The following is a 13,635-nucleotide window of genomic DNA, read 5'->3' as shown; positions in this document are numbered from 1 at the left end:
AGGAGAAAAGAAGTCGGCGCCGCTCGGCCGCTTCAGGGATAAAAAGCCACCAGACGGTAACCAGCCACCGGCGGCAGACTCGCAGCTTGGGCAGCGTCGAGCGCCAGCGGCATCGACGCCACGCGTTCGCCACGCGCGGCCAGCTCTGCCGGGGCGCCGAAGTCGGCTGGCAGCAACACGCGCCGGATCACCGCCTGCTCCTGCGTGTCGAGCAGCGAGAGTTCGATGGCCGGCATCGCGAGCGGCACCGACGCGGCGTTGCGCAAGGTGAAGCTGAGCCGATAGCCGTCGCCGACCTTCTCACGGGCAAATGCAGCGCCATCGATCGTGATATCGCCGATCTGACGCAGTGCCGACAGTTGGCAACCGGTGATGGCACACACACCGCTCATCAGCGGCCGCATGCCGGGCTGTCTCGCAACGATGGCGTCGCGCTCCTGGTGCAAGACCTGCACCGTCAGCAACAGCACGCCCAGCACGATGCCTGCGACAAGCAATGCGCGTCCTTTGACGCCACGCCAGAAAGCCGGTGCCGAGGCGGCACGAAGAAGGCCGGGCAAGGTGACGCCTTCGGAGCCGGTCACCGGTGCACTCTCTGCGGTCGCCGACATGACGACCAGCGGCATCGCATCGCTTTCGGACTGAACCAGCGGCATCGGGTTGGAGTCCTGCGCGGCAGCATTCTTTTCGCGCGAACGCGCGATCTTGGCGGCCTTGTCGCGCGCGCGTCGCAACGCCTTCTGAAACTGCACCTGGCTAGCGTTGTCCGCTTGCTCCCTGAGATGCGACGGCACGATCAAGGAAGATTTAATCGTCGGTTCGTCGCCGTTGTTGTCGAACTGCAGCGTGACCACTTGCGGCCACGGTTCGTCCGCCACCAACCCGATCGACGGCAGACCGGGCAACGTGCGCGGCAGCACGATGGCACCGGCATGCAATGAGGGCTTGAAGTGCGCCGGCTCTGCGCTCCGGGCCGGCTCGGAGAGGTTGAGTTCGTAGGCGGGCATCGGCGTGGGCACAGGCCGACCCTCGAACACGGTCTCCGAGCTATACGCCACGACATACGGCTGGCGATCTTCCTCCGGGGCTTCGCCGGCCGGTTCAAGTTCGCGCGACGGGTCGGACTCATGTCCTTCCTCTGCTTCATCTGCCTCGACTTCATCTACGTCGTCGTCGTCGAAGTCGGGTTCGGGCATCTCGAGCGGCGCGGGCGCCGATGCGACGGGCTCCGGCAGAGGCTCGTCATCGAAGAAATCCGCATCGTCTGAAAGCGGCGGCGGCGATGGCACGGACGCCGCCGAGTCTGGCACTGCAGGCACAACGGGCACAGAAGCTGCAGGCTCAGGCAACTCTTGCAGATCGAGCGACGCATCGAACACATGGCTGCAACGACCGCAGCGCACCCATCCGTCGGAGATCCGCAATTGATCCTTCACCACCTTGAAGGTGGTCGCGCAGGAGGGGCAACGGGTGACGAGGCTCATGTCGCGCGAATTGTAGGGTCGCACCCCGCGCACCGGAAGCTCAGGTGCGCGCCGTCATCAGGATCCAGCCGTCTTCGCTGTCGCTGACCGTGAGTTCGACGTAAGGCGCGTAGGCCGCCTTCAGCTCGTCTGCCTGCCGCTCCAGGATGCCTGCGAGCACCAGCGCGCCACCCGGCGCAATTCGCCCGCACAGCAGCGGCGCCAGCACCTTGAGGGGCGTGGCGAGGATGTTGGCGAGCACGGCCTGATAGCGACCATCGACAGCGTCGGGCAATCCGGTCTTCAACTGGACGCCGTTGGCTTCAGCATTGAGCCGGGTCGAAGTCACGGCCGCCTCGTCGATGTCGACGGCATCGATGTCTGTCGCGCCGTACTTGGCCGCGCCGATGGCGAGGATGCCAGAACCGCAGCCGTAGTCGAGGACGCGCTGGCCCTCGAGGCCACCGCGGGTCGCGATCCAGCGCAGACACATACGCGTGGTCGGGTGAGTGCCGGTGCCGAAAGCCAGGCCCGGGTCGAGCCGGATCACTTTGCTGGCTTGCGCCGGAGGCTCGTGCCAAGTCGGTACGATCCAGAAGTCGGGCGTGATCTCGACCGGGGCAAACTGCGATTGCGTAAGGCGCACCCAATCCTGGTCCGGTACTGCGCCGATACCCAGCACCTCGCAACCGCCAAAGAAATCCTGCGGTGTGAGCACTGCGACCGCCTCGTGCGCCAACGCCTCGGTATGGAACAGCGCCATCACGCGGGAGCGCTGCCATCCTTCTTTCGGCGGCGGCATGCCGGGTTCGCCGAACAACGCCTGTTCGGCATCGGTCGCCGCGTCTGCATCTTCAACAGACACGCTGAGCGCATCGAGCACGTCGAGCGCATCGCTGACCGACTCGACACCACTTTCAGGGACCAGCAAACGCAGCTCGAACATCGACGTCACCGGCCGGCTCAGCGCTTATGCGCCGCGAGCCACTCTTCGAGGTAGTGGATGTTGGTGCCGCCCGCCATGAACTTGGCGTCGACCATCAATTCGCGGTGCAGCGGAATGTTGGTGTTGATGCCCTCGACCACCGTCTCGTTGAGGGCCGTGCGCATGCGCGCCATGGCCTGCTCGCGCGTGTCACCGAACGTGATGATCTTGCCGATCATCGAGTCGTAGTTCGGCGGCACGAAGTAGTTCGTGTAGACGTGCGAATCAACCCGCACTCCCGGGCCACCGGGCGGGTGCCACATCGTGATGCGGCCTGGCGAAGGCGTGAACTTCCACGCGTCCTCGGCGTTGATGCGGCACTCGATAGCATGGCCGCGCATCTGGATCTGACGCTGGGTAAACGGAAGCTTTTCGCCTGCGGCCACCATGATTTGCGTCTTGACGATGTCGATGCCGGTCGTGAACTCGGTTACCGGATGCTCGACCTGCACCCGCGTGTTCATTTCAATGAAATAGAACTCGCCGTTTTCATATAGAAACTCGAAGGTGCCGGCGCCGCGATAGCCGATCTTCTTGCAGGCCGCCGCGCAACGTTCACCGATCTTCTCGATGAGCTTGCGAGGAATGCCCGGTGCCGGCGACTCTTCAATCACCTTTTGGTGGCGCCGCTGCATCGAACAATCACGCTCACCGAGATAGACCGCGTTTTTATACTTGTCGGCCAGGATCTGGATCTCGACGTGCCGCGGATTCTGGAGAAATTTCTCCATATAGACCGCCGGATTGCTGAAAGCAGCACCCGCCTCGGCCTTGGTCATCTGAATGGCGTTGATCAGTGCCGCTTCGGTGTGCACCACGCGCATACCGCGCCCGCCGCCACCGCCCGAAGCCTTGATGATGACCGGATAGCCCACCGCACGCGCAATGCGCTTGTTCGTGGCCGCGTCGTCCGACAGTTCGCCTTCCGAGCCGGGCACGCAAGGCACCCCCGCCTTGATCATGGACTGCTTGGCCATGACCTTGTCACCCATGGTCCGGATGTTTTCTGGCGTTGGGCCGATGAACTGAAACCCGCTCTGCTCGACGCGTTCGGCAAAGTTCGCGTTCTCGCTCAAAAAGCCGTAGCCCGGATGAATCGCCTCGGCGTCGGTGACTTCGGCCGCCGAAATGATGGCCGGCATATTGAGATAGCTCAGCGCCGATGCCGCCGGGCCGATGCACACCGCTTCCTGCGCCAGCTTGACGTACTTGGCCTCGCGATCGGCTTCGGAATAGACCATGACGGCCTTGATGCCCATCTCGCTGCAGGCGCGCTGAATACGCAGCGCGATCTCGCCGCGGTTGGCGACCAGAATCTTCTTGAACATGGTCACTCGATGATGAACAGCGACTGTCCGTACTCGACTGCCTGGCCGTTTTCCCCAAGGATCTGCGTGACAGTGCCCGACTTGTCGGCTTCGATCTCATTCAGGATCTTCATGGCCTCGATGATGCAGATGGTGTCGCCTTCATTCACTTTGCTGCCGATTTCCACGAAAGCGGCGGCACCCGGGCTGGACGAGCGGTAGAAGGTGCCGACCATCGGAGATTTGATCGCGTGGCCAACTGGCGCTGCTTCCGCTGGCGCCGCAGGAATCGCTGCTGCAGCAGGCGCATGAGCAACTGCTGCGGACGGTGCTGCCATGGCCTGCACGTATTGAACCGGTGCGGGTTCACCGCCTTTGACGATGCGAACCTTGCCTTCTGCTTCGGTGATCTCTAGTTCGGAAATGTTGGATTCAGACACCAGATCGATCAGTGTCTTCAGTTTGCGCAGGTCCATGGGGCTCCATTGCCGGCGGGGCCGGTCATTCGGGAAATCAACTCGCCTGGAATCGGTGTAGTGCGTGTAATAGCAACTTATTACCGACTACTGGCAGCTACGTCAGTCTATTCCAGCGATTCGCGACGTCAGCGCGTCGGGCTCGCCGTCGGCCGGCCGCATTCTAACCGTGAACATATGCACGCCGCCATGCCTCCAGGTCAGCGGGCTCGAGCTTTCCCATTTTCCGCGCGGCGACTTTTCCATCGGCCTGCACCACCAAGGTGAAGGGCAACCCACCGCCCGTGTTGCCCAACTGCTTGACCAGTTCGGTGCCTTCAAGACCAGCCAATCCGACCGGAAAGCTCACCGGCGTCTTTTCCAGAAACTTGCGCACTGAACTTGGCTGATCGATTGCCAATCCGATCACTTGCCACCCTGATGTCGCATGGTCGCGAAAGAAACGATCGACCATCGGCAGCTCCTCGACGCAGGGCGGACACCAGGTCGCCCAGAAATTGACCAGCAGTGGCTTGCCCCGAAGGTCGGCCAGTTTGAGTTCTCCGCCTTCAGGTCGCGTGAAGCTGCGAGACCAAAAGGCCGGGTCGCCCTCGTCGACGCTCCCTGCAGCGCTGGCCGCACTGGCCGCACTGGCCGCACTGGCCGCACTGGCATCATGTTTCACCCATGCGCCACCGACACCCGCGCCGGCAGCCACTACCGCCACGCCACCGTAGAGCCAGCGTCGCCGGCTCAAATCCGTCTTCATCCCGAATCCTTTTCAATGAGGCGCCGCAATCCCGTCACGTCGCCACGCGGCGTACGCCCCTGCGCATCCGGCTTCAGTGCGCCGCGCAAGTCGTCGAGATCGTAGACCAGCAGGTGCACGCCGATGTCTTCGCCAAGTGCAAGGCTCGACGCGTGCACGCTGAGCGCCTCGACTTGCTCGCCGTGAAAGCCGGTAACCGTGCGGGGCTGGTAGTCGACGTGATGGTCGATCAGCGCGATCTCGGCCGACTTGGAATCGTCGCAGAAAAGCTGGACATAAATATCCGAAAGGCGCGTTGCCGTACCGTGCCACACCGCACCACCTACGTGCGGACGGAAAGCCGACATGCGCTCCATCCATTCCAGTGCCAGCATGCGCAACGCATGGAGCTCTTTGGGCTGCGTATCGGCGCAAAAGAGCTGGATGTAGTCACGGACCTCGACCTCGACCTCGTCGTTGTTGGGCAGCGAAGTCCGGTTCGGCAAACCCATCTCGCGCAAGGCACGACGTTTGGCCGGCCCGTACTCCAGCCCCTCCTCGACGACGAGGCGGGCCGCGGTCGCTGCGATTTCGCGCTTGGACATGTCCATCGAATCATTTTGCCCGGAGAGTGTCATTTGAAGAAGCCCCGAAGAAGCCCCGCAGATGCGCTGCCGGCGCCGTCCATAAAATCAGTCGATGCACATTCACATTCTCGGCATCTGCGGCACCTTCATGGGCGGTGTGGCCGCCTTGGCGCGCGAAGCCGGTCACCGCGTGACGGGCTGCGACGCCGGCGTCTATCCGCCAATGAGCGACCAGCTGCGGGCGCTCGACATCGATCTCATCGAAGGATTTTCGGCCGACCAACTGGCGCTGGCGCCCGACATGTTCGTGGTCGGCAACGTCGTTTCACGGGCTCGACTGGCCGATGGCATGCCGAAGTTTCCGTTGATGGAAGCAATCCTCGACGCCGGTTTGCCCTATACGAGCGGCCCGCAATGGCTCGCTGAAAACGTGCTGCAGGGCCGCCATGTGCTGGCGGTGGCGGGCACGCACGGCAAGACCACGACCACGTCGATGCTGGCGTGGATTCTCGATCGCGCAGGCAGGGCGCCGGGCTTTCTCGTGGGTGGTGTGCCGCTCGATTTCGGTGTGTCGGCACGCCTGGGCTCGAACTTGCCCTTTGTCATCGAAGCCGATGAATACGACACCGCGTTTTTCGATAAGCGCAGCAAGTTCGTTCATTACCGACCGCGCACCGCCATCTTGAACAACCTGGAGTTCGACCACGCCGACATCTTCGATGACCTCGCGGCGATCGAGAGGCAGTTTCATCACCTCGTTCGGACGGTGCCGAGCACTGGCCGCGTGGTGGTGAATGCAACCGAAGACAGCCTGCAGCGCGTGCTGGCGCAAGGCTGCTGGAGCGAGGTCGCACGCTTCGGCGGTGCGATCGGCACCATGCGCAGCGCGGGCGTGCGGGCCGAGTGGCAGGCCGACGGCGAGCACAGCGCTTTCGACGTGCGCCGCCATGGCGAAGTCGTCGGGCGCGTCGAATGGGAACTGTCGGGGCTGCACAACCAGATGAATGCGCTGGCCGCCATCGCCGCCGCCGAGCATGTCGGCGTACCGCCGACCGACGCCGCGGCCGCGCTCGGGACCTTCCACAACGTGCGGCGCCGCATGGAATTGCGCGGCGTGGTCGCGCGCGCGGGTGGCGACATCCATGTCTACGACGACTTCGCGCACCATCCCACCGCCATTCGAACCACTCTCGACGGCCTGCGTCGTCAGCTGGACATTCATGGCAAGACCGGTGAGCGCATCGTCGCGGCCTTCGAGCCACGCAGCAACACCATGAAGCTGGGGACCATGTCGTCGCAGCTGCCGTGGAGTCTCGAAGCCGCCGATCTTGCTTTCTGCCACACCGCCGGACTCGACTGGGATGCGGCCGCAGCACTCGCGCCGCTCGGCAACCGAGCTCGCGTGGTCGGCGCGATCGATCCCCTGGTGGCACAAATCGTCTCCGCCGTACGACCCGGCGATCACATCGTCTGCATGAGCAATGGCGGATTCGGCGGCGTGCACGACAAATTACTGGCCGCGCTGCGGGCCGCTGCATGACGCTGACCCGCGCGCAGCAGCTGATTGAAGCGCTGCAGTTGCAGCCACACCCGGAAGGCGGCTGGTATCGCGAGACGTTTCGCTCCGGCGCAGTGTCGACACCGGTCGATGGCCGCCCGCCGCGCAGCGCGCTGACGGCCATTTATTTCATGCTCGAGGCCCATCAGCATTCGCGTTGGCACCGCGTGCTGTCCGACGAAGTCTGGGTGTTCCTGGAAGGCGTGCCGCTGGCACTGTGGACTTGCGACGCCAACTTGCGAACCGCGCCTGCGCACGTGCGTTTGGGCGCCATCGATGTCCACGGCACCCGCCCGCAGCATGTGGTGCCAGCTGGTCAGTGGCAGGCGGCGCGGCCCATCGTGAGCCACGCGGCGGGGGACTACACGCTGGTCGCCTGCACGGTCGCGCCGGGCTTCGACTTCGCCGATTTCTCGTTCATGCCCGGCGACGGCGACGAAGCCGCGGCCATGCGCCACCATTGGCCCGACCTCGCCGACCTGATCTAGCCTGATCCGGGCGAGGTCGGATCGATCTTGAGAGTCCGATCAGCCGCGACGCGTCTTGACCGCCTGCGACAGCGTCTCGAGCACGCCAACCGAATCATCCCAGCCGATGCAGGCATCGGTGATGCTCTTGCCGTATTCGAGCCCGGCCAACTCGTCCTTGCCGGGCGTGAACTTCTGGGCGCCGGGCTGCAGATGGCTTTCGATCATCAGACCGAACACCTGACTGGAGCCGCCCGCCACCTGGCCCGCGATGTCGGCGGCGACGTCGATTTGTTTCTGGTGCTGCTTGGAACTGTTGGCATGGCTGCAATCGACCATCAAGGTGGGCGGCAGGCCGGCGGCCATGAGGTCGGCGCAGGCCGCCGTCACGCTGGCGGCGTCGTAGTTAGGCGCCTTGCCGCCACGCAAGATCACATGGCAATCGCGATTGCCGTTGGTCTGCACGATCGCGACCTGGCCGTTTTTGTGCACCGACAAAAAGTGATGGCCGCGCGCCGCCGCCTGAATGGCGTCCGTCGCAATACGAATGTTGCCGTCCGTTCCGTTCTTGAAACCGATCGGTGCCGACAAGCCCGATGCCAGCTCGCGATGCACCTGGCTCTCCGTCGTGCGTGCGCCGATCGCGCCCCAGGCGATCAGATCGCCGATGTATTGCGGCGAGATCACGTCGAGAAACTCGCTGCCCGCAGGCAGACCGAGCCGGTTGATGTCGATCAGCAACTGCCGCGCGATCCGCAGGCCTTCGTCGATCCGAAAGCTCTCGTCGAGGTACGGGTCGTTGATGAGCCCTTTCCAGCCGACCGTGGTGCGCGGCTTTTCGAAGTAGACGCGCATCACGATCTCCAGCGTTCCGGCGTACTTCAGACGCTGCGCCTGCAGCCGCTTGGCGTACTCGAGCGCTGCGACCGGATCGTGAATGGAACACGGACCCATGACCACCAGCAGCCGGTCGTCCTTGCCAGCCATGATGTTGTGAATGTTGCGCCGCGTGTCGGCAATGAGCGTTTCGGTCGCGGTGCCGCTGATCGGGAAAAAGCGGATCAGATGTTCTGGAGGGGGCAGCACGTTGATGTCCTTGATGCGTTCGTCGTCGGTCTTGCTGGTCTTTTCGACGGTCGCATACCAGCTGTCGCTGGGTCGGGCGGTAGGGAGGGTCATCGTGGGCTCCTGATCTGAAGTCTTGATTGAAAAACGAGGGGCACAAAAAAACCGCCGGGGCGTGAGCGCCGGCGGTCTTGGAGGGGTGTACGTTTGCTTTACGCGCTCGCCTCTGGGCCGCCGGAGATCCGGAACCAAAAGTACGAAAAATAGAATGCGGCGCGCAGAGACATGGGGAGGAAATGTAGCACAGGGTTTTTCAGAACGACGTGACGCTGGCGCGTCAGGCCGTGCCACCGACCGTGAGCCCATCGATGCGCAACGTCGGCTGGCCGACGCCGACCGGCACGCTCTGGCCTTCCTTGCCGCAGGTGCCGACGCCTGAGTCCAGCGCCATGTCATCGCCGATCATCGTGACGCGCGTAAGTGCGTCAGGGCCGTTGCCCACGATGGTCGCGCCCTTCACCGGGTACTGGATCTTGCCGTTCTCGACCCAGTAAGCCTCGCTCGCCGAAAAGACGAACTTGCCGCTCGTGATGTCGACCTGGCCGCCGCCGAAGTTGGTGGCGTACAGACCCTTCTTGATGCTGGCAACGATCTCCTTCGGGTCCTTGTCGCCGCCAAGCATGTAGGTGTTGGTCATACGCGGCATCGGCACATGCGCGTAGCTTTCGCGGCGGCCATTGCCGGTGGGCTTGACCTTCATCAGGCGCGCGTTCATCGAATCCTGGATGTAACCCTTCAGGATGCCGTCTTCGATCAGCACGTTGCGCTGGCTGGCGTTGCCTTCGTCGTCGACATTGAGCGAGCCGCGGCGATCGGCGATGGTGCCGTCGTCGAGCACGGTCACACCCTTGGCCGCCACGCGCTCGCCGATGCGGCCCGAGAACGCGCTCGATCCCTTGCGGTTGAAGTCGCCTTCGAGCCCGTGGCCAATGGCCTCGTGCAGCAGGATGCCGGGCCAGCCCGGGCCGAGCACGACGGTCATTTCACCGGCCGGTGCGGGCCGAGCTTCGAGATTGGTGAGCGCCGCCTTGACGGCTTGGTCGACATATTCGGCAATGTGTTCGTCGTCGAAGTAAGCGAGCCCGAAGCGCCCGCCACCGCCGCCGGAGCCGATTTCGCGGCGGCCGTTCTGCTCCGCGATCACAGTCACAGAGAGACGCACCAGTGGGCGTACATCGGCCGCCAGCGTGCCGTCGGCGCGTGCCACAAGCACTACGTCGTATTCGCTTGCGAGTCCGGCCATGACCTGCGCAATGCGCGGATCGCGCGAGCGCGCCAGCTTTTCGACTTTGCCGAGCAAGGCCACCTTCGTCGCGCTGTCGAGCGTGGAGATCGGGTCGACGCCAGCGTAGAGCGAGCGGCTCGATGCGACCTTGCGGGAAGGCGTCTTGGCGCGCCCCGTACGGCCCGAGGCTGAGATCGAACGCACGGTGCGCGCCGCGTCGAGCAGCGACGCTTCTGAAATGTCGTCCGAGTACGCGAACGCGGTTTTTTCACCGCTGACTGCTCGCACGCCGACGCCCTGGTCGATGCTGAAGCTGCCGGTCTTGACGATGCCTTCTTCCAGGCTCCAACCTTCGCTGCGGGTGTACTGGAAGTAGAGATCGGCGTCGTCGACACCGTAAGAGGTGATTTCGCCGAGCGCTTTGGTCAGGTGCGATTCGTCGAGACCGAAGGGCGTGAGAAGCAACGATTGCGCCGTGGCAAGGCGCTCGATGGTGGGTTCGCGAGAGATCATCGGACATTATTGCTCGCGCCCAGGGGCGGTGCGCACTTCGTGTCGCTTCGCCCTCCCTCTACCGCGGAGTACTTGCCTCGCGCCCTACCGAAGGCGATGCCGGTCGCGCGGCAGAGCCGGTTTCACGGCATCTCACCAACAGACCGCCGCCCTACGGCGCGGTCAGGTCTGCATCAAGCGTTTGGCGCGCGAAATCGACATCAGGATGCCCAGGCCGAGGCCAAGCGTGACCATGGCGGTGCCGCCATAGCTGATGAAAGGGAGCGGGACGCCGACGACGGGCAGGATGCCGCTGACCATGCCCATGTTGACGAAGGCGTAAGTGAAAAAGATCAGCGTGATGGCGCCTGCAAGCAATCGCGAAAACAGGGTGGGTGCGTCCGATGCAATCGCGAGGCCGCGGAAAATCAGGAAGATGAAGGATGCGATCAAAAACAGGTTGCCGGCCAGCCCGAATTCCTCCGAGTACGCGGCAAAGATGAAGTCGGTGGTGCGCTCTGGGATGAACTCCAGGTGCGTCTGCGTGCCCTGCATGAAACCCTTGCCGCCGACGCCACCTGCGCCGATCGCGATCATTCCCTGGATGATGTGAAAGCCTTTGCCGAGCGGGTCTTTGCCCGGATCGAGAAGCGTGCAGATGCGCTGCTTCTGGTAGTCGTGCAGCACGCGCCAGTCGAAGCCGTCGGCGCACAGCGTCGACTCGTAGCCGACGATCAGGGCCACGGCGACGAGCCCGATGAGGAACGGCGGCAATATCAATTTCCAGGACAGGCCCGCGAAGAAAATCACCGACAGTCCGGCCGACAGCACCAGCAACGCGGTGCCCAGGTCGGGTTGCTTCACGATAAGGCCGACAGGCACCACCAGCAGGATGGTCGCCACCGCGAAATCGAGCGGTCGCAACTGACCTTCGCGCCGCTGGAACCACCAGGCCAGCATCAACGGCATGGCGATCTTCAGAATCTCGCTCGGCTGTATCACGAAGCCGACATTGAGCCAGCGCTTGGCGCCCTTCTTGGTCAGCCCGAATACCGCCACCGCAATGAGCAGCGCAACGCCCAGGGTGTAGAGCGGCACCGCGCAGCTCATGAGCCGTTGCGGCGGAATTTGCGCCACCACGAACATGATGAAGCCGGCCAGGATCATGTTGCGACCGTGGTCCATGAAGCGGGACCCATGGTCGTAGCCCGACGAATACATCGTCAGCAGCCCAGCGCACGCAAGCAAAAACACGGCAAAGGCCAGAAAACCGTCGAAGCCCTGAAAAATAGGCGCGATGCGGCGCGCGAACGAGGGCTGGTTGAACACGGCTGACATGGCCGCGGATTATCCGCGCCTGCCGGGCACCACCGGCCCGTGCCCGATGAATTCAAGCGAGACGACAGTGCGCCCCGGTCCGCTTTCGAGCGACAGCGCCACGCCGAGGGCCGCGGCGCGCTGGCCGAGCGACCGCGGCACTTGCGATGCATCGAAACCACAGCCGTTGTCGATCACGCGCAAGCGGAGTACGGCGCCGTGCATCTCTGCTTCGAGTCGCAACGTGCTGGCGCCCGAATGCTGCAGCACATTGGAGATCGCCTCGAACAACAAAAGCTGGACCTGCCGCATCGCCTGCCCATCGAGCCCGGCGACCGGCGTAACGTCGTCGACAGCCCATTCGAGCGCGATGCCCGATGCCGTGAAGCGTGGCGTCATGCGATAGCGCATGCCCGCCAGCAGCGCGCCGACATCGCCCGGTGGCAGATGGATCGAGTCGATCGACAGCTTGAGCTGGTCGAGCGAATCGCGCAGGGTGCGCAGTACGTCGGCATCGCTCGCCTGCCCCGACTGCAGCTGACGGATCGCGGCGCTGATGTGCGAGCCGACGCCGTCATGCATGTCCCGCAAGATGCGCTCGCGCTCGTGGGTGCGCGCCTGTTCCCGCGCCACCTTTTCTAGCTTGCCGTACGTCGACTCGAGTTCCTGTTCCCGCTCGGCCACGCGCGCCGCCAGCGTTGTCACCCAGCCGCGCGCCTCTGCGCTCGCCGCCCGAAAGCGCTGCAACACGATCAGCAGCAGGGCCACGCCGAAGAACACCGACGAGTAGCGGACCCAGGTCGTTTCACCGTACGAATCGCTGAGCCGGATCACGATCCAGTCGCGCGTGCCAAAGGCGACCGTCGCCAGCGCGGCCAGCATCACGAGCAGGCTTCCGGTCTGCGGCCGGCGCACGGTGGCTACGGTGAAGGAGCCAACGAAAATCACCACGATGGCGATCTCGACGGCCAGCCAGCCGGTCCGCCATGCCGGTTCGTCGGCGACCATCGAAATCGACGCGGACGCAAACGTGCCGAGGACGACGGCCACCATGGGCCAGCGCGCCCATCGCGTGCGGGCGCACCGGTCCCAGTCGGCCAGGTGATAGCAGAACATCATCGCGGACGCGACCCAGCCTGCGTAGCACGTTGCCATCAGCACGCCCCACGGGCCCCACGACAACGGCGGCTCGGCGACCACGCCATCGGCTACGCGCAGGGCCCAGCAGAACTCGGCCAGCGCCGCCCAAAGGTAAATGCCTTCTCGCCGGCCGCCGGGCACGCTGGTGTCGACCTGCGTCAGCCACAACGACAGCGCAATACCCCCGACGACCAGACTGAATGCCATGAGCAGCACCGACCCGGTAAAGCGCCACGCGTAGGCCGTGTCGAAAAGCTGTGTGCGCACCGGTGTGGCGGGCCCGAGCGTCACGGGCGACAAGCCGGCGCGCCGCCCGCTGTCGGCCCGAATCCGCACCTGCAACAGGTTGTCGCCCGCATGCAGAAGACGCCCCGGCACGGCCATGTAGATCGGCGCCTTCGCGTAGTCGGGGCCGTTGCCCCGATCGAGGTTGCCGTAGACCTGCAGCAAGGCACCGTTGAGCCGAACTTCAAAGACGTTGCCGGTGCGGGGAATGAAGATGCCCCAGGGACTTTCAGGCGCGGCGTCCAGCGTGAAAGGCAGATCGAAGGTCGCGAAGCCCGCCTTGCCAAGATGCTGCCTGTCCCAGTTGTAGGGCAGCGCTACCAAGGCCTCTCGCGTGACGCCATCGACGGTTGTCTCGATGCGGCCGGCCCGCAGTTCGAGTGGCTCGACCGTCGCATTTGCCGTGCCCCAAGACCCGCAAATCACCACCAAAAAGGCGATCGATCGCGCGGCGAGGAAGTACACGCCGCGCTTCACCGGC

At 64.2% G+C, this 13,635-nt stretch carries 12 protein-coding genes; 2 read left to right on the top strand and 10 right to left on the bottom strand.

Annotation, left to right across the window (positions count from 1 at the left end; genetic code table 11):
- Window positions 1-32: 32 nt before the first annotated feature.
- The 6 genes from RCH10_RS06680 to RCH10_RS06655 all read right to left on the bottom strand — a co-directional run bounded on the left by RCH10_RS06680 (window position 33) and on the right by RCH10_RS06655 (window position 5,569).
- Window positions 33-1,484 carry a zinc-ribbon and DUF3426 domain-containing protein gene (locus RCH10_RS06680; protein WP_409051784.1) on the bottom strand — a complete coding sequence of 484 codons (1,452 nt, stop codon included), beginning with the start codon at window positions 1,482-1,484 and terminating at the stop codon, window positions 33-35.
- Window positions 1,485-1,524: 40 nt separating this feature from the next.
- Complete coding sequence (gene prmA, locus RCH10_RS06675; RefSeq protein ID WP_409051783.1) at window positions 1,525-2,409, bottom strand: 50S ribosomal protein L11 methyltransferase; 885 nt, start codon at window positions 2,407-2,409, stop codon at window positions 1,525-1,527.
- 17 nt (window positions 2,410-2,426) lie between these two features.
- Window positions 2,427-3,776, bottom strand: coding sequence for an acetyl-CoA carboxylase biotin carboxylase subunit (gene accC, locus RCH10_RS06670; RefSeq protein ID WP_187054378.1), 1,350 nt, complete (start codon window positions 3,774-3,776; stop codon window positions 2,427-2,429).
- A 2-nt stretch (window positions 3,777-3,778) separates the two neighbouring features.
- A complete protein-coding gene (gene accB, locus RCH10_RS06665; RefSeq protein WP_409051782.1) occupies window positions 3,779-4,231 on the bottom strand; it encodes an acetyl-CoA carboxylase biotin carboxyl carrier protein in 453 nt (150 codons plus the stop codon).
- A gap of 163 nt (window positions 4,232-4,394) precedes the next feature.
- Window positions 4,395-4,979: a TlpA family protein disulfide reductase gene (locus RCH10_RS06660; protein ID WP_409051781.1), complete on the bottom strand. Its 585-nt coding sequence runs from the start codon at window positions 4,977-4,979 to the stop codon at window positions 4,395-4,397.
- Complete coding sequence (locus RCH10_RS06655) at window positions 4,976-5,569, bottom strand: hypothetical protein (protein WP_323500037.1); 594 nt, start codon at window positions 5,567-5,569, stop codon at window positions 4,976-4,978. Before RCH10_RS06655 ends, RCH10_RS06660 begins: the two co-directional genes overlap by 4 nt.
- Window positions 5,570-5,657: 88 nt before the next feature.
- Here RCH10_RS06655 and mpl point away from each other — a divergent pair, with 88 nt between their 5' ends.
- Both mpl and RCH10_RS06645 read left to right on the top strand, forming a co-directional pair.
- A complete protein-coding gene (gene mpl / locus RCH10_RS06650) occupies window positions 5,658-7,085 on the top strand; it encodes a UDP-N-acetylmuramate:L-alanyl-gamma-D-glutamyl-meso-diaminopimelate ligase (protein WP_409051780.1) in 1,428 nt (475 codons plus the stop codon).
- Window positions 7,082-7,591, top strand: a complete 510-nt coding sequence (locus RCH10_RS06645; protein WP_409051779.1) for a cupin domain-containing protein — start codon at window positions 7,082-7,084, stop codon at window positions 7,589-7,591. The genes mpl and RCH10_RS06645 overlap by 4 nt, the downstream gene beginning before the upstream one ends.
- Window positions 7,592-7,630: 39 nt before the next feature.
- On the opposite strand, the gene RCH10_RS06640 is transcribed toward RCH10_RS06645, so the two are convergent.
- From RCH10_RS06640 to RCH10_RS06625, 4 genes are all read right to left on the bottom strand, one after another.
- On the bottom strand, window positions 7,631-8,749 hold the full coding sequence (locus RCH10_RS06640; protein ID WP_409051778.1) for a 3-deoxy-7-phosphoheptulonate synthase: 1,119 nt from the start codon (window positions 8,747-8,749) through the stop codon (window positions 7,631-7,633).
- A 223-nt stretch (window positions 8,750-8,972) separates the two neighbouring features.
- Window positions 8,973-10,433 (bottom strand): metalloprotease TldD, encoded by a 1,461-nt coding sequence (gene tldD, locus RCH10_RS06635; RefSeq protein WP_187054371.1) that lies wholly within the window; start codon window positions 10,431-10,433, stop codon window positions 8,973-8,975.
- Window positions 10,434-10,595: 162 nt separating this feature from the next.
- Complete coding sequence (gene rodA, locus RCH10_RS06630; protein WP_187054370.1) at window positions 10,596-11,750, bottom strand: rod shape-determining protein RodA; 1,155 nt, start codon at window positions 11,748-11,750, stop codon at window positions 10,596-10,598.
- Between the two features lie 9 nt (window positions 11,751-11,759).
- The gene (locus tag RCH10_RS06625; protein ID WP_409051777.1) at window positions 11,760-13,631 is read right to left on the bottom strand and encodes a sensor histidine kinase; all 1,872 of its coding nucleotides are present in this window, start codon (window positions 13,629-13,631) and stop codon (window positions 11,760-11,762) included.
- Window positions 13,632-13,635 lie beyond the last annotated feature (4 nt).

Source organism: Variovorax sp. GrIS 2.14, from assembly GCF_046115955.1.
GTDB lineage: Bacteria > Pseudomonadota > Gammaproteobacteria > Burkholderiales > Burkholderiaceae_C > Variovorax.
The sequence above is the reverse complement of the archived record's forward strand: the minus strand, read 5'-3'. Positions and strand labels throughout refer to the sequence as shown.